Origin of the sequence: Chryseobacterium indoltheticum (assembly GCF_003815915.1) — a bacterium.
GTDB lineage: Bacteria > Bacteroidota > Bacteroidia > Flavobacteriales > Weeksellaceae > Chryseobacterium > Chryseobacterium indoltheticum.
This window is the reverse complement of the sequence record NZ_CP033929.1, coordinates 2,260,267-2,281,398: the sequence shown is the minus strand read 5'-3', so window position 1 is coordinate 2,281,398 and position 21,132 is coordinate 2,260,267. Positions and strand designations below refer to the sequence as shown.

Annotated in this window: 21 protein-coding genes; 12 read left to right on the top strand and 9 right to left on the bottom strand. The window is 33.1% G+C overall.

What is annotated here, in order from left to right; translation table 11 throughout:
• Window positions 1-11: 11 nt before the first annotated feature.
• A complete protein-coding gene (locus tag EG358_RS10545) occupies window positions 12-1,070 on the bottom strand; it encodes a Gfo/Idh/MocA family oxidoreductase (RefSeq protein ID WP_076558975.1) in 1,059 nt (352 codons plus the stop codon).
• A gap of 156 nt (window positions 1,071-1,226) precedes the next feature.
• Between EG358_RS10545 and EG358_RS10540 the strand changes: the two genes are divergently transcribed.
• Window positions 1,227-3,530: a TonB-dependent siderophore receptor gene (locus EG358_RS10540; RefSeq protein ID WP_076558977.1), complete on the top strand. Its 2,304-nt coding sequence runs from the start codon at window positions 1,227-1,229 to the stop codon at window positions 3,528-3,530.
• A gap of 350 nt (window positions 3,531-3,880) precedes the next feature.
• Window positions 3,881-4,471 (top strand): hypothetical protein, encoded by a 591-nt coding sequence (locus EG358_RS10535; protein ID WP_076558979.1) that lies wholly within the window; start codon window positions 3,881-3,883, stop codon window positions 4,469-4,471.
• Between the two features lie 99 nt (window positions 4,472-4,570).
• On the opposite strand, the gene EG358_RS10530 is transcribed toward EG358_RS10535, so the two are convergent.
• A complete protein-coding gene (locus EG358_RS10530) occupies window positions 4,571-5,206 on the bottom strand; it encodes a peroxiredoxin (RefSeq protein WP_076558981.1) in 636 nt (211 codons plus the stop codon).
• A gap of 93 nt (window positions 5,207-5,299) precedes the next feature.
• Here EG358_RS10530 and EG358_RS10525 point away from each other — a divergent pair, with 93 nt between their 5' ends.
• Window positions 5,300-6,190, top strand: a complete 891-nt coding sequence (locus tag EG358_RS10525) for a mechanosensitive ion channel family protein (protein ID WP_076558983.1) — start codon at window positions 5,300-5,302, stop codon at window positions 6,188-6,190.
• 51 nt (window positions 6,191-6,241) lie between these two features.
• Here EG358_RS10525 and EG358_RS10520 read toward each other — a convergent pair whose 3' ends face one another.
• Window positions 6,242-8,776: a phosphoenolpyruvate carboxylase gene (locus EG358_RS10520; RefSeq protein ID WP_076558985.1), complete on the bottom strand. Its 2,535-nt coding sequence runs from the start codon at window positions 8,774-8,776 to the stop codon at window positions 6,242-6,244.
• A 181-nt stretch (window positions 8,777-8,957) separates the two neighbouring features.
• Between EG358_RS10520 and EG358_RS10515 the strand changes: the two genes are divergently transcribed.
• The 9 genes from EG358_RS10515 (at window position 8,958) to EG358_RS10475 (ending at window position 15,128) form a co-directional block, all read left to right on the top strand.
• Entirely contained in the window at window positions 8,958-9,620 is a 663-nt protein-coding gene (locus EG358_RS10515) for a hypothetical protein (RefSeq protein WP_076558987.1), read from the top strand.
• A 58-nt stretch (window positions 9,621-9,678) separates the two neighbouring features.
• Complete coding sequence (locus EG358_RS10510; RefSeq protein ID WP_076558989.1) at window positions 9,679-10,083, top strand: membrane lipoprotein lipid attachment site-containing protein; 405 nt, start codon at window positions 9,679-9,681, stop codon at window positions 10,081-10,083.
• Window positions 10,084-10,264: 181 nt separating this feature from the next.
• Window positions 10,265-10,678: a hypothetical protein gene (locus EG358_RS10505; RefSeq protein ID WP_076558991.1), complete on the top strand. Its 414-nt coding sequence runs from the start codon at window positions 10,265-10,267 to the stop codon at window positions 10,676-10,678.
• A gap of 235 nt (window positions 10,679-10,913) precedes the next feature.
• Window positions 10,914-11,351 (top strand): WG repeat-containing protein, encoded by a 438-nt coding sequence (locus tag EG358_RS10500; protein ID WP_123890088.1) that lies wholly within the window; start codon window positions 10,914-10,916, stop codon window positions 11,349-11,351.
• A gap of 91 nt (window positions 11,352-11,442) precedes the next feature.
• Window positions 11,443-12,606 (top strand): iron-containing alcohol dehydrogenase, encoded by a 1,164-nt coding sequence (locus EG358_RS10495; RefSeq protein ID WP_076558997.1) that lies wholly within the window; start codon window positions 11,443-11,445, stop codon window positions 12,604-12,606.
• Between the two features lie 210 nt (window positions 12,607-12,816).
• Entirely contained in the window at window positions 12,817-13,275 is a 459-nt protein-coding gene (locus tag EG358_RS10490; RefSeq protein ID WP_076558999.1) for a lipocalin-like domain-containing protein, read from the top strand.
• Between the two features lie 78 nt (window positions 13,276-13,353).
• Entirely contained in the window at window positions 13,354-14,010 is a 657-nt protein-coding gene (locus tag EG358_RS10485; protein ID WP_076559000.1) for a GDSL-type esterase/lipase family protein, read from the top strand.
• Window positions 14,011-14,092: 82 nt separating this feature from the next.
• Window positions 14,093-14,536, top strand: a complete 444-nt coding sequence (locus EG358_RS10480; protein WP_076559002.1) for a hypothetical protein — start codon at window positions 14,093-14,095, stop codon at window positions 14,534-14,536.
• A gap of 127 nt (window positions 14,537-14,663) precedes the next feature.
• Entirely contained in the window at window positions 14,664-15,128 is a 465-nt protein-coding gene (locus EG358_RS10475; protein ID WP_076559004.1) for a lipocalin-like domain-containing protein, read from the top strand.
• A 42-nt stretch (window positions 15,129-15,170) separates the two neighbouring features.
• Here EG358_RS10475 and EG358_RS10470 read toward each other — a convergent pair whose 3' ends face one another.
• The 6 genes from EG358_RS10470 to EG358_RS10445 form a co-directional block, all read right to left on the bottom strand.
• Window positions 15,171-16,523, bottom strand: a complete 1,353-nt coding sequence (locus EG358_RS10470) for a DEAD/DEAH box helicase (RefSeq protein ID WP_076559006.1) — start codon at window positions 16,521-16,523, stop codon at window positions 15,171-15,173.
• A gap of 104 nt (window positions 16,524-16,627) precedes the next feature.
• Complete coding sequence (locus tag EG358_RS10465; RefSeq protein ID WP_076559007.1) at window positions 16,628-17,131, bottom strand: hypothetical protein; 504 nt, start codon at window positions 17,129-17,131, stop codon at window positions 16,628-16,630.
• A 32-nt stretch (window positions 17,132-17,163) separates the two neighbouring features.
• The gene (locus tag EG358_RS10460; RefSeq protein WP_076559009.1) at window positions 17,164-18,807 is read right to left on the bottom strand and encodes an ABC1 kinase family protein; all 1,644 of its coding nucleotides are present in this window, start codon (window positions 18,805-18,807) and stop codon (window positions 17,164-17,166) included.
• Window positions 18,808-18,904: 97 nt separating this feature from the next.
• Complete coding sequence (locus EG358_RS10455; RefSeq protein ID WP_076559011.1) at window positions 18,905-19,606, bottom strand: hypothetical protein; 702 nt, start codon at window positions 19,604-19,606, stop codon at window positions 18,905-18,907.
• Between the two features lie 67 nt (window positions 19,607-19,673).
• The gene (gene pheA, locus EG358_RS10450; protein ID WP_076559013.1) at window positions 19,674-20,510 is read right to left on the bottom strand and encodes a prephenate dehydratase; all 837 of its coding nucleotides are present in this window, start codon (window positions 20,508-20,510) and stop codon (window positions 19,674-19,676) included.
• Window positions 20,511-20,593: 83 nt separating this feature from the next.
• A complete protein-coding gene (locus tag EG358_RS10445; RefSeq protein WP_076559015.1) occupies window positions 20,594-21,112 on the bottom strand; it encodes a hypothetical protein in 519 nt (172 codons plus the stop codon).
• Window positions 21,113-21,132: the final 20 nt, after the last annotated feature.

The following is a 21,132-nucleotide window of genomic DNA, read 5'->3' as shown; positions in this document are numbered from 1 at the left end:
GAAATGTATGTTTATTTCAGTTCGATTATTTTCCCTTTTTTTGAGCTTTCAAGTGCAGCTTCTATGATTTTCATGTTTTGTACAACCTCATTTCCAAGAGATGGCAAAGCATATCCAAAAACAATATGTTCGTAGATTTGCTGATAATAATTCATATAATTTCCGAATTCACTTGAAGTCAAAACTCTTTTTGTTTCAGAATTTTCATTTAAATAAGTAAGGATTCCGTCAGATTCTTTCAGAGGTTCCATCCATTCTTTTCCATATGCAGGAATCGTTCCTGCCGCCAATTCATTTTCCTGATTATCGGTACGCTCCTGTAAAAAACTTCCTTTATCGCCATGAATTTTATAAGCAAAATGTTCTTCTTTGGTAAAAACTGAAGATTTTAATCTCACACGTAAATCATTTTTATAATAAAACAAAATTTCAAAATAATCGTTAGCGAAATCTTCTCCTTTCATTGAAAAAACATCTGCAAAAAGCTTATCTGGAAAACCAAAAAGCTGCACCGCCTGATCAACCAGATGCGAACCCAAATCATGCATTGATCCGGAGCCGTTTTGCTCAGGATTTTCTTTATGCTCTTTTCCACTTGGTTCTGTTCTGAATCTGTCAAAACGGATTTCGGTTTCTCTTACATTTCCTAATTTTCCTTCCGCCAAAACCTTTTGCACCTGAAGATAATCGCGATCGAATCTCCTGTTTTGATAAACGCTTAAAAAGAGATTTTTATTTTCGGCCAGATTCACCAATTCTTCTGCTTCTGAAACAGTAACGGTAAACGGTTTTTCTACAATTACATTTTTCCCTGCATCCAAAGCCATTTTCACATATTCAAAATGAGTCTGAACCGGCGTATTTACAACCACAACCTCAATATCTGCATTTTCTAACATCTCTTCTACCGAACGGTAAATTTCTGCATCCGGATATTTTTTTTTAGAATCTTCCTTCGATCTTTCAACCACAGCAGACATAAAAAAACCGGGATGCTCTTTTAAAAACGGAGCATGAAAAACTTTACCGCTCATTCCAAATGCACAAAGACCTACTTTTACCAATTGCATAGACTTATTTTTTAACAAAGATATTTAAAATTACAACATTAGAAAGGGAGAATAATCCTCTAAAAATAACATGACAAAAATCAGAAATTTATTTTTAACTATTCTAAATAACAATGATACATTTGCACAATATTTAAATCCACTCTACATATTCCAATGAAAAAACAAATTATCTCTTTAGGCTTTCTGATTATCACTATATCAGTAAGTGCTCAACTTAAAAACGCAGAAGCTGATACAATCAGAATCGGAACCATTGAAGATGTAAATATTCGCAAGACAGGAAATCCCAACAAGGCGACCCCAATGTCTACAAAATCGAATCTTACGGTAATGGAAACTCCACAACCCATTGCAATCATTACTCATGATATCATTGAGCAACAGCAAGCAAAACAGCTGAGCGATGTTTTGCAAAATGTAAACGGAATGTATGTTACGTCATCAAGAGGAAATTCTCAGGATAGCTTCGGAGGTCGTGGTTTTGCTCTCGGTAATGACAATATATTTAAAAACGGATCAAGAGTTAACAGTGGTGTTTTCCCTGAAGTTAGCGGATTAGAGAGAGTTGAGGTTTTGAAAGGAGCCAATGCGATGCTTTATGGAAATACTGCTGCAGGTGGCGTTATCAATATGATTACAAAAAAACCTAGATTTGATTTTGGCGGAAGTGTTGGTTTGAATGCTGGTAGCTGGAATTCTTACAAACCAACCGTTGATATTTATGGTCCGCTTACAAAGAATATTGCATTCCGAGTAAATGGTGCTTACGAATATGCTGAAAGTTTCAGAGACGTTGTACAGTCTGAAAAGTATTATTTCAATCCTTCATTTTTGTTTAATCTGAGCCCGAAATCTCAATTAATCGTTGAAGCTGATTATCTTAAAAATGATTTCACTCCGGATTTTGGAATTGGCGCTATTGAAAATAAAGATAAAAGCTATTCTTTGAATACTGGGTTAGACAGAAGTGCATTTTTGGGAACAGATTGGCAGTATCAAAATGTAGAGCAGGTTTCTACCAACGTTACTTTTAATCATAAATTTAGTGAAAATTGGTCATTAAATTCTACGGCATCTTATCAGAATTATACTAAGGATTATTTTTCTACAGAAAGAGTTCAGTGGGCTTATGCAACAGCAACTCCTAACCGACTTTCGTGGAACAGACCATTGAACAGAACGTATAACGAACAAAACTATACGTCTGCACAAATAAACCTGAACGGAGAATTCTATACAGGAAAAATCAATCATAAAGTTTTGATCGGTACCGATGCTGATTATGGTGTCGCTGATTCTTATGCTTATTATAATCCTGATAATAATAAAGCTTTTGGCACAAGTTATTATTTTGGTACAAATGGTGCATCAGGTATTAATGGGCAGCCTGGAACTATTTATCTTGATGATCAGTCTACTTGGGCTTCCGGAGCAATGCCAAACTCTGCAGCATTGAGTAAAACAAGAATCAATACCAGAAGAATTGGTGTTTATGCTCAAGATTTTATTAGCTTAACTAAAGAATTTAAAGTAATTGCAGGCTTACGTTGGTCGTATATTGAAAATATGCCTACCATAAAAACTGACTTTAAACTAGCAAAAAATAATATCGTTAATCCAAATTCTACCACAACGAAAGGATTAGTAGATAACTCAGCATCTTCAGACCAGGCAATATCTCCAAAAGCTGGTTTAGTTTATACACCAAATGAAAACCTTTCGGTATTTGCAACGTATACCAATTCATTTGTTGCAAACGTAGGTAAAGAAAGAAACGGAGAAGCATTAACACCTACCAATATTGATCAATATGAAGTTGGTGTAAAAAAGAATCTTTGGAATAACGCATTAGCAGTGAACTTAACAGTGTACCAAATTTTATACAAAAATTACTACCAAAATGCTTTAGATAACAATGGAAATGCTGTAGATCCTACAGGTTTAACAAAAGACTTTGCAGGGCAAATGAGAAGTCGCGGTGTTGAACTTGATATTACAGGAAATCCTACCGAAAACCTATCCATTATTGGAGGAGTTTCTTACAATAATTCTGTTTATCTGGATACCCCCGAAATGTTTGGATATGTAGAAGATCAAAGATTAGTAAGAACACCTGCAACTACGGCTAATGGGTCTGTTTTCTATAAATTTACAAAAATCGTTCCCGGACTTAAAGTGGGAGCAAGTGTATATTATATCGGTAATAGATTGGCTGGCTGGAATGATACGAAAACCGGAGCAAACAGCTTAGTAGTAAGAAATGGAGTGAGCAGAGTTTTCGAAGTGAAAGACTACACAACAGTTGCTCTATCTGCAGGATATGAATGGAAAAAATTCATGATGCAGGCAAAAGTTGGAAACCTGTTTGATGTTGAGAATTATAATGTTCACGAAAACTATTCTGTAAACCCTATTACACCAAGAAACTTTTATTTTACGCTTACCTATAAGCTTTAAATAATCTTATTAATACTTTTATTAAAGTGGAAATTGCAATATGCAGTTTCCACTTTATTTTTGCAACGTAATTTATAATAAGCAAAAAGTTATACTATGAAAATTTATTGCTTCAAATTATAGCAAGTAATATAAAAAAAAGAAAATAGCTTGAAAGAATTTTAACAATTTCTGCAGCTTTATTTCCCAACGAAACTTGGCAATCACAATTCAGGCACCTTTAAATTTAGCTTTACTCTTATAATAAAATCTTAAAAAAATCAAAAAAAAGTCTTTAACATTAACGTATTGGCACATTAATTGAATTTTAACTTTTATAAATAATAAACGTTAATATTAAAATAATAAATATGAAAAAATTAATTTTTACAGGAATTTTAGCTATCGCAGGTTTAGCTACAACTGCAAATGCTCAAATTCAAAAAGGTAACTGGATGGTAGGAAGCAGCTTACTTTCAAGCAACTTCGGACTAAATACAGGAGCTGGTTATGATATCAAACTTCAGCCAAGAGCTGCATATTTCATTGAAGACAATGTTGCTGTTGGGGGTTATGTAACTTTAGGGTTTTCTAAACCAGGCGCAGGTCAGTCTACACAATTCGACTACGGAGTAGGAGCTTTAGGTCGTTACTTTATTTCACCGGGTGAAAAAGGAGTTGATAACTTATTGAATCACGGACGTTGGTTCTTAGAAGGAAATTTAGGAGTTGGTGGATTCAACGTTGAAAACGGAATCTCTACTACAGGTCTAGACTTCGGAGTAGGTCCTGGTTATTCTTATTTCATCACTCCAAATATTGGTGTTGAAGGCTTAGTAAAATACAACGGTGTAACTGGATTTGGAAATGAAGGATTAACATCAAGAATTAGTTTCAATGTTGGTTTCAGTATTTACTTACCAAGTTCAAAAGCTAAGCAAGTTGCAAATGATGTAAGATAATTCAATTACAACTTATATAAAATAAAGCGGCTCGGAAAATTTCCGAGCTGCTTTTTCAAATTAAAACTAAACTATATATAATAAATAAAAAATCTAAGCCTATTTATTGGGTTGCGGTGTGTATCGTAAATATGGTTTTATTTCTGTGACACCTTTAGGAAAAATATTTTTTGCATCTTCTGTAGAAATTGAGGGCGGAATAATAACATCATCACCGTCATTCCAGTTTACAGGGGTTGCAACTTTATGAGAATCTACCAACTGAAGAGAATCCAAAACTCTGTTGATTTCATTAAAATTCCTTCCTGTAGAAGCGGGATATGTAATAATCAATCTCACCTTCTTATCCGGATCTATAATTAACAATGAACGAACCGTTGCAGTTGCAGAAGCATTGGGATGAATAAAATCATATTGTTCTGAGACTTTTCTATCTTTATCTGCAATGATCGGAAATTTCACTTCCGTATTTTGCGTTTCATTAATATCATCAATCCATTTTTTGTGATCTTCTACTCCATCCACACTTAAGGCAATCACTTTAGTGTTTTTTTTCTCAAAATCAGACTGTAGTTTTGATGTAAAACCTAGTTCTGTTGTACAAACCGGAGTAAAATCTGCAGGATGCGAAAACAAAATCCCCCAGGAATCTCCTAAGTATTCGTAAAAATCAATATTGCCTAACGACGACTCTACCTGAAAGTTGGGTGCGGTATCTCCTAGTTTGATTGACATAATATTTTGTTTTATTAGTCTACAAATTTAATAGACTTTTTGTAACTGGCAAAATTTTTGCTTAAAAATTATATTAAAAATTAAAAGATTATTATGGAATATGGCTTAAGCTACGTAGATACAGTATATAAAGTTTTACAAAATTGGTATATCGCATTTGCAAAACTCACTCCAAAACTTGTTGTTGGAATTCTGGTTTTTTCACTCTTTCTTCTTACCAGTAAATATCTAAGTAAGCTTGCCGTAAAAATAATGCACAAGGTTTTCCCTCAAAGCAAGAACGAAGGATCTGTAATTACCATTATTGGAATTTTCCGATTCATTATCATGTTGATGGGAACATTCATTGCCCTTGAAATCATGGGATTCAGCGGTTTCTTATGGAAGTTTATAGGGAGTTTAGGAGTTGCGGGTGTTATTGCGGGTGTTGCGCTGAAAGATCTGGTATCGAGTATATTCTCCGGAATGCTGATCGGGATTGATAAAGCTTTCAAAGTGGGAGATTATATCACAATAGGAAATCACTCGGGAACTGTACAGGACATTGGTTTTTTAACGACAAAATTGATTACAGATGACGGAAAAAAAGCGTACATTCCGAATCAGGTCATCTTTAATGCACCGTTCTATAATATTACGGCTTCACCGCAAAGAAGAATTATTTTAGATTTTGAAATTCCTGCTGATGAAGATATAAGCAAAGCACAGCAAGGTATTTTGGAGGTTATAAAAAAATTACAAAACATCGATAAGCTTGAAACTGCTGAAGTTAATTTCACAAATCTCAAACAAGGGATTTTCACTCTTCAGGCTAAATTCTGGATCACAACCGGAGCCAATATGCTACACGTCAAAAGCGAAGCTTTAGAAAAGATAAAAAAGCAGTTAGACTCAGACCATATTCCTCTGGTTACGCCAACAAGTATCAATTTGATTAATCAGGTAAGTGAACCGACAAATCCTAGTGACAAATTAGGTTTATAAAAAAGAGACTGTCTTTATGGCAGTCTCTTTTAATTTTATATTTAAAAATTCTTAGGCCGAATTTCTACTGGCATTAATATTCCCAAATAAAGAACGCGTCACCAATTTCTCGTAAGCTTCTTTATTACCCTCTCCTTTCTGGATTTTCATTAAAGCATATTGCTGAATACTCAATAATGGAAGCACAATTCTCTCTCGAATTTTAACAGATTTTCTTGATAACGGATCTTCTTCCTGAAGCTGTTTAAATCCTGTCAATTCAAGCATAATGTTTTTAGAAAGATTAAATTCATCAAAAAGAACATTCCAGAACTCACCAAATTTGGGATTGTTTTTAATGTAATAAGTTAATGGGAAATAAGATTTGTTCATACTCATCATCGAGTTTAAAACTAAAGTTTTAAAGAAGTCTGAACCTTTGTAAAGATCAATCACTTCTTCAAATCTACCCTGCTCTTTCATCTGCTGCATGGCAAAACCAAATCCGAAGAATCCTGGAACATTTTGCTTCAACTGCGACCAAGATCCCACAAAAGGAATCGCTCTTAAATCTTCAAATCTAAGCTCGCTGTCGCCACCCCGTTTTGACGGGCGGCTTCCGATGTTGGTTTTCCCGTAATATTCAAGCGTACTCATTTCCTGCAAATACGGAACGAACATTGGATGTGCCTTCAAATCTGAATATTTCTGATAACTTAGATCAGCCAATTCAATAATTAAAGCTCTTTCTTTTTCAGTTAAATCTTTTTTAGAATTTTTGAAGACATCATTCTCAACTCCCGCTGTTAGAAGCTGTTCAAAATTGTATTTTGCCTGTTCTTTATTCCCGAAAATACTAGTAATCGTCTGCCCCTGAATTGTTAATTCAATTTTATTATTGGCAATTGTTTTTCCTTGTGAAGCGTAGAAATCGTGGGTTTTACCGCCACCTCTTGCAGGCGGGCCTCCTCTGCCGTCGAAGAATACGACTTTAATGCCGTTTTCTTCAGAAAGTTTCGTAAGAACTTCTTTTGCTTTATAAATTTCCCAGTTGGCTTTCAAATAACCTCCATCTTTGGTTCCGTCTGAAAAACCGAGCATAATGGTTTGTTGATTTCCTTGCTTTAAAAGATGCTTTTTGTAAACTGGGTTCTGATACAATTCATTCATAACATTTTCAGCATTCGCAAGACCTTCCATGGTTTCAAAAAGCGGAACAATATCCATATTGATATCTTCATCTTTATAACCGCAAACTTTGAAAAATGCATATACATTCATCACATCTTTCACGGCATCAGAATTTGAAATAATATATCGATTCATTCCTCTCAATCCGTTCAGTTCCTGAATTTCTGATACCTGAGAAACCGTCAATAACGTATCTTTCACAATATCTTCAAAATCATCAGGATTAACCTTATCTGAAATTTGAATTAATTGATTGAATTTATCTTCATTGCTCACCTCATTATTTCCAAAAACCTTAGCAAAAACGGTGTCAATTACCTGCTGATGAATTCTGCTGTCCTGTCGAACATCCAACGTCGCAAAATGAGTTCCGAAAATCTTCACACGATCTTTGAAGTTTACCAAAAGATCAAGGAAAAGCGAATTATGTTGTTCAACTAATATCTTTTCAGCCTCTTCTAATCTTTTAATAATATCTTCCGCAGTGATTTTCTCATTTCTAAAAATGGCAGAATACAATTCATTGCTCAGCTTTGTCAACACATCAGAAACTCCTCTGAAACTTAATCTTCTTCTTACAGATTTAAGGTTATTGTAATAAGCCTTTAAAATGGCTGAATGCAATTCTTCCGCTACTCTTTTCGTAACATCTGCGGTAACAAAAGGATTTCCGTCGCGGTCACCTCCAGGCCAAAAACCTAGTTGAATTAGGTCTTCATGCAAATGAAAATGCTCGTTCTCAAATGTTGATTTTATCTTTGTGAAAAGTTCACCAATCGTATCGTAATACACATATCTCAGATAATAAATGATGCTCAAAGCTTCATCAATCGGAGTCGGTTTTTCTTTATTGACAAAAGGGGTTTTACCCAATTGTTGCAGTAACATATCAATACTGGTGATAGAATCTGTCGTAATCGCATTTCGAAGATCATGAAGAATTCTCTGCACCGAATTCGGATAAAACTGTGTCGGGTGAGCTGTAAAAACAATTTTAACTGCAAAATCCTTTAGTTTTTCACGAATTTTATCGAGTTTGTGATCCTGTAATGATCGTTCGTACATATTGGTAACTGTTCCGTTATCACTTTCGGAGTGAATGTTAGGAAACGCAGCGTCTTCAATACTATCAAACAAAACAACCTGTCTTTCAATATATTGTATAATTTTAAAAAGCAACTCGGTTTTTTGCTCTTCGGTCTGTAAATCGGTATGATTTTTAAAGAATTCTTCAACGATTTCTTCAGGTGTTTTTCCTGCTTCGTAACCGATCTTGCTTTCTTCACAAAGAAACGGAAGCAACATCCCAATATTCGTCATTTTATCATAAGGCAGGCTCATAAATAATGAATTGTAGATCTGAAACTTATTTTCAACGATCTGCCTGAATTTTTCTGCGCGCTGGTCGTGTATCATATAACAAATGTAGGAGATTTTAAATTTAATTTCGAGTAAATCAATTTAAAATAATATGAAATTTTTTTAGCAAACCTCTCTAAATAGTGTTTTAAATGTATCTTAGCTAAAATCTTTAAAAATCATCTTAAATTGAATACAAAGTTTAACAATCAATATGAGATTGACTAAATAATACACTATGAAATTCGGAATTATTTTTTATACCATACTTGGCATTTTAGCTTTTACACTAGGAATTTATTTTCTTCAGTATAATTTTATTATTTCGATTATATTTTTTATTGGTGCATTTATCAATGGAATTTTTATTCATAAAGAATACAGTATTCATAAGCATGATAAAATTGAATATGAAGAAGATACAGTTTCAGATGAAGTAGTCATTAAATATTCACGTTCTGGCAGAATTATAGCAATTTCTACGTACAGTATTTTTGTGATGATAGGAATTCTCTTTCTTTTATCAATCGTCATTAAACTGAATTTCGCGGCAATATTTGTATTGATTTTATTAATAGGATTTACAAGTTATTTCATTCTAAAAATAGTTTTAGAAATTAAGAAAATATCTAAAATTATGATTTCTATAAATAGAAAAGGAATTCAGATAAAAGACAACCCAAGATACTTTTGGAATGAAATTCAGCTTGAAAAAATTACATCAAAACATTTAGTAAGCCGAGAATCTAAACATGATTACAAGCCTGAAATTAATTATTTATATTTTTTCCATAATAATGAGAAAATTGAAATTAAGATTGATGATTTTGATATTAGCAATTATCAATTTGCGCAGGTGTTAAAAATATTCAGATCTCGAAGTAATCATTCAGATTTATAATTTTAAATGAAAATATTTGCTGATTAGTTCTTAATTTTACCGAACCAATCTATATTTAATGAAAAAAATATTCCTATTCCTTGTAATGGCTTTTCTTTTCACAGCCTGCGCTGAGGATTGCTATAATGCGCCACTACCCATTGTTTTTGAGTTTGTTAATTCAAACGATGAAAATCTTATTGCCAATGGAACACTTACCGTATATTCAATTCAAGACGAGAATAATGTTAGTCTGCAACTGACTAAAACCGATGATAATAAGGTTATTTTAGAAAAAGTGGGTGCTTATAATGGAACAAAAAATTATACCTTCTACTCTAGTTTCAAAGTTTTCGATTTTTCAATACAGTCTTCAGAATTTAAAGGAGGTTGTGATGGTTATCAAATCAATAAGTTAACGTTTACAGGTGTTGATATTGATGTTACTGACGAAAATGGATATTATAAAATTGTGTTAGAATAATCTCGATCGCATTTACCAATTGTATGAATTCCGGAAGTGATTAAAGATTGGAAAACAAGAACTCTATAGAATTACAAATAAGTTGCTTTAACACATATTTTTTTTCAACCTTAAGGGAATTTTAGTTAAAAATCTTTTATTTTTTGTACTTTCGTGATATTCAAATCTAAAATATTTTATTGTGATCAAAAAAATCATGTTATTGTTATGTTTTGCCTTTTTTACAATCTCCTGTAAAAAAGACTGTTATACCGCTCCTGAAAAAGTAGTTTTTGAATTTGTTAATTCAGCCGGAGAAAATTTAATTGAAAATGGAAATATGACTACTTACAGCATTATGAGAAAAACAGGACAAGGCGGTTATACAAGTGTAGAACTTACAGAGACTAAAGATCATAAGGTTGTACTAAAAAATGTTGGTGCATATAACGGAATTCAAGAATACAGATTTACTTCAGCGCCCAATATTTTCTTTTTTTCTATCAGATCATCCGATGTTCCGACGGATTGTGATGGTTATCAAATTGATGAGATTAACTTTCAAAACGTATTGGCAACAAAAGAAAATGGATATTATAAAATTGTATTAGATTAAAATTCATGAAAGCAAATAAATGATTTTAAATGCTACAATAGGATTCGGACTTGTAATATTCATTGCGTGTTGTTCTCTTTTTTATTTTGCGATAACGTCTAAAAAATTTGCTTTAATTGCTTCTGCAATGGGCATCTTAATGTCATTTATTCCTAATTTTATCAATATCGGTCAATTAAATGCTGAGATCAAATCACGAAAATCTAAATATTTATAATTAAAATTCTACTGAACCGTGAAAAAGGCTTTATTTGTTCTCATGTTTACTTCGCTTAGCGTTTCGTCATTTGCTCAATATAAAAAAGTGTATGCTTATGGTGACTATCAAAAAAATTGGGCTTTGGTAAAAACCTCTTCAGGAACTTATGGTTTTATTGATCAAAATAAAAAGCAGATTGTAACGCCAATCTATTCTAAAATTGAAAAATTCGGAAATGTGCATCCTGACTTTGCTGTCGTAAAAGCAATTACGGATACTTATGGGCTCATCGACAAAAACGGAAAAGAAATTGTACCGACAATTTATCATAAAATCGGAAAATTTGACGAACTAAAAAAAGGGTTCGCTTTGGTAGAGACAGTCAACAACAAATTCGGATTTATAGATTCAAGCGGAAAAGAAGCAATTTCAGCAATTTACAGTTTAGATGAAATAAAAGCAAAATTGCAATAGTTTACATAAAATATAATCATACAAACTTTAAAACTTTCTTAACTTAGATTTAGTGTTTCTATGCTTACATTTGATGTAAATAATAAAAACAATGCTTAATTTCGAGTTTAAAAATCCCACAAAAATACTTTTCGGAAAAGGTGAAATTGCAAAAATTTCAAATGAAATTCCTAAAGATCCCAAAATATTAATGATTTATGGTGGCGGAAGCATCAAAAACAATGGTATTTATGATCAGGTAAAAGAAGCTTTAAAAGATCATGACTTGCACGAATTTGGTGGTGTGCCTGCCAATCCGGAATATGAAGTCTTGGTCAATGCTTTAAGCTTTATCAAAGAAAACAACATCAATTATCTTCTTGCTGTTGGTGGCGGATCTGTAATTGACGGCGTTAAATTTCTTTCTGCCGCTGCTAATTACGAAGGCGAGCCTTGGGAAATTCTTAAAAAGCCGGTGCGTACTTTTGAAGGTGAAGGAATGCCTTTCGGAACCATTTTAACTTTACCGGCGACAGGATCTGAAATGAATTCCGGCTATGTAATCTCAAGAAGAGAAACCAACGAAAAACTATCTTCAGGCGGGCCTGGATTATTTCCTCAGTTTTCAGTTTTAGATCCAGAAGTGATCAGATCGATTCCTAAAAATCAGATTGCAAACGGAATTGCAGATGCGTATACTCATGTCTTAGAACAATATATGACCTCGCCTTCTTCAGCAGATCTTCAGGAGAGAATTGCTGAAAGCATTTTGATAAGCCTTCAGAATGCCGCTCCCAAAGTGATGTCTGATGATTTTGATTATGATGCTGCAGGAAATTTTATGTGGTGTTGTACGATGGCTCTCAATGGTTTAATTCAAAAAGGAGTGATTACAGATTGGGCTGTTCACGCAATGGGACACGAATTGACCGCTTATTACGGGATTGATCATGCAAGAACTTTAGCTGTAGTTGCTCCTTCGCATTATCGCTATAATTTTGATGCAAAAAAAGGAAAACTGGCACAATATGCAGAAAGAGTTTGGGGAATTACAGAAGGTAGCACCGAAGAAAAAGCTAAGCAAGCTATCGTAAAATTGGAAGAGTTTTTCCACAGTCTTCAAATTAAGACAAAACTGTCAGATTACACGCAGGATTTTGCAGGAACTGCGGAAAGAGTTGAAAAAGCTTTTACTGAGAGAAACTGGCTGGGTCTGGGTGAAAATAAAAATCTCACTCCTCAAGATGCATATAAAATCGTTGAGATGAGTTACTAAAATTAGGTAATAGATATTAGGGTTTAGAATTTAGTTAAAAAATTATGCTAATATATTTTCAGGCAAATGAGAAATTATGATACTTCAGAGATTTTTCTAAAACCTAATATCTAGATTATATTTTTTACAAACATTTGTTTAAAAAACCTCGATTTCATTATATATATTACAAATTTATTTATATTTTAGCATATTCTTAAATTTGTGAAAATGAAAAAACACTTACTCTTATTTGCCTTTTCTGCATTAGCATTCACATCATGTGAAGATGATGACGTTCAGGGTTATGAAATGGACATGCTGAAAGGCGAATGGAAAACTGTAAAAACTGAAGTAATATCAGGAAAAGATAATACGACTGCGCTACAGACATTTACTCCTACAGGATGCGAAACTAAAAGTATAACAGAATTCAGGACCGATTATTACGCTTCCTATACAGGTTTCTCAGGTGTTGGTGCATCGTGTACAAGTGCAAAAACTGAAGGAACTTACACATACTCCAATGAGGATAAATTATTGGTTATAAAATACGATAATGACAGCGAAAGAGCGTACAAGGTTATTATTCTAAGCAATAGTGAACTTAGACTTGTGCAGATGTTTGATAATGTTGATGTAAATGGTGATTTAGTAATAGACACTACGTACATTACTTATAAAAGATAGAAACAAAATATACGATACAGGCTCCCGTTTTTTACGGGAGTTTTTTTTATATTTACTTTCGTTAAAAATTTAGAAACAATGAAGAAGATTTTCTCAGTAGTAATGCTACTGATTTTCGCCCTGATTTTCGCTCAGGAAAAACAACCGATGTTCTGGCAGGACATTCAGAATTTTAAAAAACTAGATCAGGACAATGCTGCGCCAAAAAACTCTATCCTTTTAGTCGGAAGCTCATCATTCACAAAATGGCAGGATGTTTCAGATTATTTTCCGGGTAAAACAATTATCAACAGAGGTTTTGGGGGATCAAGACTAACAGATTTAAATTATTTTTCTGAAGATTTATTAACTCCTTATCAACCAAAACAGATGATTATTTATTGCGGAGAAAATGATTTTGCCGATGATGCACAATTAAAAGCTGATGTTGTGGTTGACCGATACAAAACGTTCTATAAAAAGATTCGTGAGAAATTTCCGACTATTCAGGTTGATTATATTTCAATAAAATATTCGCCGAGCCGTGAAAATCTATGGCCTCAAATGAAAGAAGCCAACAAAAAAATTAAGAAGTTTATGAAAAAAGAAAAAAACGCTGATTTCATAGATATTACCAAGGTGATGAATGATGCTGACGGAAATATAAGAAAAGATCTTTTTATAGAAGATATGCTTCATATGACACCTGAAGGTTACAGACTTTGGACAAAAGTGATGAATCCTTATATGAAATAATATATCAAAATGTATTTATACAATTTTTTTTACTGGTCGAATTAAAAAAAAAACGTTTCTTTACGGAATAAAAAAAACGCAAATGAAAAAAGAAATTTTTTTAGCTATATTAGCTATAGGTTTTGTTTTTAATTCCTGTAAAAACGACGATTCAGAAGAAGACAACACAGAAACAATCGTGGGAATATGGAAGCCAATTAAGGAAATTGCTATTTCAGGGAGTAATGGTAATACCATCTCTACTCAAAATGCTTCAACTTGTTACAAAAAAAGTACATTTGATTTTAAGTCTAATAATACTTTGGCTTCTACAATTTTTGATGATCAATTGGATGGATCTTGTAAAAGTTATGGAACGGAAAATCTTCCTTATTCATATGATTTTAATGGAAAAAAATTAATCATTGATAATGAACAGTTTGAAGTGATAAGTCATACTAAAAATGAACTTCAATTTGTAGCAAATTATGAAGACGAAAATAACGATGGCATTGAGGATAAAATTATCATTGTTCTCAATAAATAAAAACATCAAAACATTCGATTTTTCGAAAAAACAAGAGCGATTTCAGTTGAAATCGCTTTTTTTACATTATTCCATTGTTAGTGGTTAAAAAAATCATAGTTTTGTGAAAATAAACACAACAACATCGATGAAAAAAATCTCTCTACTGGCATTTGCCACTCTACTTCTATTGACTTCCTGTGGTAACGATGACAACGAAAATAGTCAAAACGAAATAAATCCAATTTTAGGAAATTGGAAAATGAGTAAAACAATGATTATCTCAGGCTCTAATAATGCAATTTTGCAGTTAAGTCCTGTTACAGGCTGCGAAGCTTTAAACACTTTCGAGTTCGTTCAAAATCAAGGTTTCAGTATAAAATATTACACTAAAAATAATACAGAATGCATTGCTGACGGATTTGACACAGGAACGTATCAATATAGTGAAAATACAAAAATGCTGACCTTTACATATTCAGATTCGATGGTAGAATCGAGCGTCGTTCATTCGCTGAATAGTACTGAAATGATGACTGTAGATCACATTGAAGATTACAATGGTGATGGCGTAAATGATACGTCAGTTATTTTATTTAAAAAACAACCATAAAAAAAAAAGATGCGTCTCAAGTGAGGCGCATCGTTTTTTATTTTATTTCTTTCTCTTAGACTTAGAAATTGCTTTCTGTTGTGCTCTATTCGCACCGAATTTCTTAGGAGTTTTTCTTTTGGAAGGTCCGCCCCAGTTTTCTTTTTTATTCTTATCTTTTTTCTCGTGGAAAGCTCCGCCGCCGTCAAAAAGTTTCGCTTGAGCAGGGTTTTTCATTACAATCTGATCTTCTTCAGATGCAATTTTCTTAGGATTGATTTTTACCGTTTCAGGGAAATCGATGTATCTCAATTCTTTATCCATCAATAATTCGATATCTAAAGCAGATTCTTCTTCCTTCTTCGCCACAAAGGTTATTGCAATACCGTCTTTATCGGCTCTACCTGTTCTACCGATTCTGTGAATATACTGTTCAGGAACTTCAGGAGTTTCAAAATTGATAACGTGTGTAATATTTGAAATATCAAGACCTCTCGCCATTACGTCTGTCGTAATTAAACCTCTGATTTCTTCATTTTCAAAGCGCTTCATTGCTTTAAGTCTGTAGTTCTGAGATTTGTTGGAGTGGATCACATCAAATTGCTCTGGAAAAAGCTCATTAATTTGTGTAAACAGCAGATCAGAGTGTTTCTTGTTATTGGCAAAAATCAACACCTTAGACATATCTTCGTTGTTTTTCAACAAATGCTCAAGTAAATTGATCTTCGTATTGAAGTTTTCAACTTTATAAGCGGTCTGTTCGATTTTCTCAAGCGGAGTTCCTGATTTTGCCAATGAAATTTCAATAGGACCTGCAAAATACTGATCCAACATTTCATCTACAGCTTCTGTCATGGTAGCCGAAAAAAGAATATTCTGTCTCTTTTCACGCATCATTTCGAAAATGTGGGTTAACTGTGGTCTGAAACCTAAATTCAGCATTTCGTCAAATTCATCAATGATCAGTTTCTGAACTTCTCTTAATGAGATTGCGTTATCTATCGCCAAATCCATGATTCTACCGGGAGTTCCTACCAAAATGTCACAACCATTATTGAACAATAATTTCTGTGTATTGATGTTTTTCCCACCATAAATTCCGATTACTCTTGCAGTAATATTTTCTGTCAGTTTTTCAACAATTTCTGTTACCTGAACCACCAATTCCCTTGTAGGAACCAAAACAACGACAGTAGGATTTCCGTTTTTATTATATTTCCAGGTCTTTAAAACCGGTAATAAATACGCCAAAGTTTTTCCTGTTCCTGTCTGTGCAATTCCCATCACATCTCTCCCCGAAAGAATCGGGCCGATACTTTTTTCCTGAATTGGAGTGGGCTCAAATAAATTTAAATCTGCTAAAACATCAAGAACTTTAACCGGAAGGTCAAAGTCTGCAAAAGTGAGTTTTTCCATTTTGCAAAGATAGGCAATTAATTTGGTTGTAAATCTATACTGAAGGAGGTGAGTTTTTAGACTCGTTATTAAGTTTTAAATCTATATAAATCTCGGTAAATAAGTTAATTAATTTTCACGCTTTTCCTCATAATCTTAATATCATCATCTTTCCAGACACTTGTTGTAATGATGACATATCCTTTCTTTTTCGGATCTTTTTTAATCGGAAATTTCTCATCTTCCCATTGCGAACAATGTGTAGAAATTGGAGACACCAAAGGTTTCCAAACACTTTTCCCATAAGCATAAACATAAAACGGGTGCCAACAACTCGTACACCAATCAGGATAAAAACCTATTTCGTCTTTTCCGTCGTTATTTAAATCTTTTAGATTGTATACAGTTCCGTTTCTCGATGGAGCAATTATAAATGGTTTGATATTTTTATCACTAAAATAAATGATTGTCTCACACTTTCCGTCACAATCGTCATTACAGTCGTTTATTTTTGTATAGGCATATTCTTTTGTTCCGTTTCCGTCGAAATCACCTAAAACACCTTCAGTTTCCTGAGCGGAAAGCGATAAACTGAAGAACGTGAAAGTAAATAAGACTAATATTTTCATTTTAGTTTAATATATTTATTGAATTAAATTTCTCATTTCCTTGTAATTCTCAGCAAAAGAATGATTACCAGCAATACTGAAAACAAAAATCCAAGAACAGCCACCAAAGACATTTCCCCAATTCGCGGACCGGATTCTGAAACAAAAACAATGGCTGTTGCAATAATATTTGCTCCTAAAATCATCGCTAAAATAAGATTGATAATGCTCGATTTTATTAACTGATTCGTTTTGTCAATATTTTTAATTTCACTCGAAATTGTAAAACTGTTATCGTCCAGTTTTTGTAATACAGAACGCAGTTCTTTAGGAATTTCGTCTACATTATCGGTGAAAGTCATTATCTTTTCGATTCCTGTTTTCAGGAGTTTCTTGGGACTTATTTTGTTGCTTAATATTTTTTTTGTGTACGGATGAAGACTTTTCACAATATCCAAATCAGGATTGATGGTTCGGCCAACACCTTCTATCAAGCCAATTCCTTTAAATAAAAGATAAAAATAATCAGGCATATACAACCTGTTATCTTTCAGAACATCTTTCATTTTATTGATAATAATATTAGGATCGATGTCTTTCAATGAAGTGCTGTGAACGAAATTTAAAACTTCATCTACATCATTTTCGAATCTTCTCTCATCGGGAATTTCATAGCTCACCGCCATTTTTTTCAGATAACGGACGATTTTATGAGAATTTTTAGCGACAAAAGCAACAATTAAACTTTCTAAAATTTCCTTGTCATTTGGCTGTATTTTCCCGACTGCGCCAAAATCTATAAATACGACTCTTCCATCTCTTTTTACCAAAATATTGCCGGCATGAGGATCTGCATGGAAAAATCCGTAATCTAAAATCTGCGAAACAAAAAGCCTTAAACCAACTTCTGAAACCACAACCGGGTCGATATTATGCTTTAATAATTCCGCTTTATCGGTTACTTTTATTCCGTCGATGAATTCCATGCACAATATATTATTGTTGGAAAACTCATCATAGACTTTCGGAACGTAAGTTTCTTTATTATTTTTAAAATTTAAAGCAAACTGCTGAATATTATTTCTTTCATTCACCAAAGAAACTTCTTCGAGCAACGATTTTTCAAAAGTTAAAATTGCCTGCTTCAGATTCAGTTTAGCACCGATTTCAGAATACGTGGAAATGAGTTTTACCAAATCTTTTATCAGCAATAAATCGTCTTCAATAACCGATAAAACATCAGGTTTTTTGATTTTCAGAATAACTTCTTCCCCAGAAATTAAAGTAGCTTTGTAAACTTGTGCGATAGACGCCGTTGCCAAAGGTTTTGTAATAATTTCTGAAAAATGTTCTTTGGGAATAATATTGAATTCATTCTCAAGAATTTCCTCTACATTCATTTCTACCACTTCTACTCTATCCTGAAGTTTTTGAAGCTCCTGAATAAGCTCGGGTGGAAGCAGATCTTCCCGGTTACTGAAAGTCTGCCCGAGTTTCACAAAAGTAGGACCCAACTCTTCCAAAACGAGACGAATGCGTTCGTAAACAGTTCCTTTTGAGATAATTTCGTCAGATTGAGCAATACTCTCTTCCGGTTTTTTGCCCATTCTGGCAATCATATCTTTGAATCCGTATTTACTTAAAACGGAAATCAGTTTTGCCGATCTTTTTAGTTTTCTTTGCTGCTTATCAAACATATTGTGGTGAGAGTAAATTGAATTGCAAGTTACGTTCAAAAATTATTCCTTTTAAAAACTGCTTTCAATATTAAAACTTGACACTTCAGATCAAATATTAAATAACCTTAAAAACAGTCAACAACAAAATCAAAGCCTGCCAACCCAAAATAAGATAAAAAAACAGTCGACTTGGCTGGGAAATATCTTTAAGCTTATCGATAATTTTAATTTTTAAAATCTCGGTAAAGCTCACATTTTCATCTTTAAAATCTATTTCGTCAAGTTCAACTTTCTTGAAACCGTAGCTAATGATTTTCTTGAACCATTTATTTTCTTTAGAATCTCTTATTTCCTGTAATAGCTTCAACTGGAGCTTGGCTTTATCTGTTCCTTTTTGAAATAATTGTGGCTGATTATCTTTTGCTTTATTTAAAATTCTGTCAATTATCGGGAAAAGTAATTGTTCACCTTTATCAGCAATCAATCTGTTGATCGTACGAAACATCACATATTTATTTCCTAATGTGAATAACAGAATCGGAGCTCCAAAAATACTGAGTATCGTCAATCCGAAAGAAATCGGTCTTGCTGCAAATAATACTAAAATCGCAGCTTGTCCGTTGGTATGAACAGGTCCGCCTCCACTATTAAATGTCTGACTCACAATTATAATAATTGTGATAATACAAAGAATTGCAATAGAAATCTGCCCGATAAGATTGATTTTCAAGAAGCTTAATGTGGCACGACTCAGAAGTTTGGCAACATATTTAAATTCATCACTAATATTGCTTTTAGATTTTAATTTATCTATCATCTGTGATAATTTTGGAAATGTAAATTACAGATTTTTCAGCAATTATCTTTAAAAACGCAAGCTAAAATTATTCTTCAAAAATATATTCATTATAATGTCCCAAAAATTTCACTTTAGTACCTAATGCAATAATCTCGTCAATAGCATTTTGGGACAAAACATTGTGCCATTCACTTGCTACATTGATGAAGAAAAAATAATTTCCCAAACCTGTTTTTAAAGTTCTGCTTTCAATTTTCGAAAGGTTCATTTTTCGCCATGCAAAAACAGAAAGCACCTGATGAAGACCTCCCGCATGATCTTCGGGAAGGGTAATTATTAAAGAAGTTTTTTCTGATGTTCTCGGTAACGGAATATCTAAAGCAGATTTTGTTTTTGAAATCACAATAAATTTGGTGTGATTCTGTTCAAAATCCTGAATATTTTCATGAATAATTTTTAAGCCATACAGTTTTGCTGAATATCTATTGGCAACTGCTGCCCATTTTTCCTGAGGATTTTCAGAAACCAATTTAGCTGAAGCCGCTGTAGAACTATAATCCTGCGAAGAAATGTCTTTAAAATGATCATACCTGAAATGAAAAGTCTGCGCCAAAGCTTGCGGATGTGAAATGACTTTCTCAAAAGTTTCGTTATCGGGATGAATCATCAAATGATGCGCAATGGGCATCACCAATTCGGTTTCGATAAATACTTCAAAATCGTAGAGATAATCTAGGGTCATAGAAACTGTTCCTTCAATAGAATTTTCTAATGGAACTACGGCTTTATCTACTTCATTATTTTTCACCGCATTAAAGCAATCTAAAATACTCGACTGAGGAACTAATTCTTCGCTCGGGAAAATCTGAGACGCTGCTAATTGTGTGAAACTGGCTTTTGGACCGAGGTATGCTATTTTCATAGGACAAATGTAGAAAATATTTATATTTTAAATACAATTAAAAAAAAATCCTGCAAAGGGCAGGATTGATTATAAAATTTATTTTAACGGCTATAATCAGATAAGGATATTTCTGAGATGTTGCTCTGTTCTACGGAATCTTTTGCGGTGTTCAACCTCATATACATGGTTCTCCATTTACTTTTCATTGCCTCTTCTTTCGTAGCAAAGTTCTTTTTTACGGTAAAATGTTTTTTCATCGCATCAAAATTTTTATAATCCAGTTTAAAAACACTTTTCATTTTATCAGAAACCAGAAACTCATAATTTTTATAGGTGAAATAACCATATTTACTATTTTTAATCTCATCATTATATCTTGCTGTATTTTCGGTAATAATAACTGGTTTTTGATTCGTAAAAAGAAGATCTATTTTCTGTTTCTGTGAGTCATGAAATCCGGAAACTACCATAAATTTTTCTTTATTTTTTTTGTCTGAATCTTCTATAAACCGGTCAATTTCAGCAATTATCTTTTTATTCTCTACAACTTCAGTAATTTCAGGATTCTTATTACAAGATGAGAGTACAACTATAAAAATTGTTATTAGAATATTTTTCATATTAAAAGTTTATTCAAAAA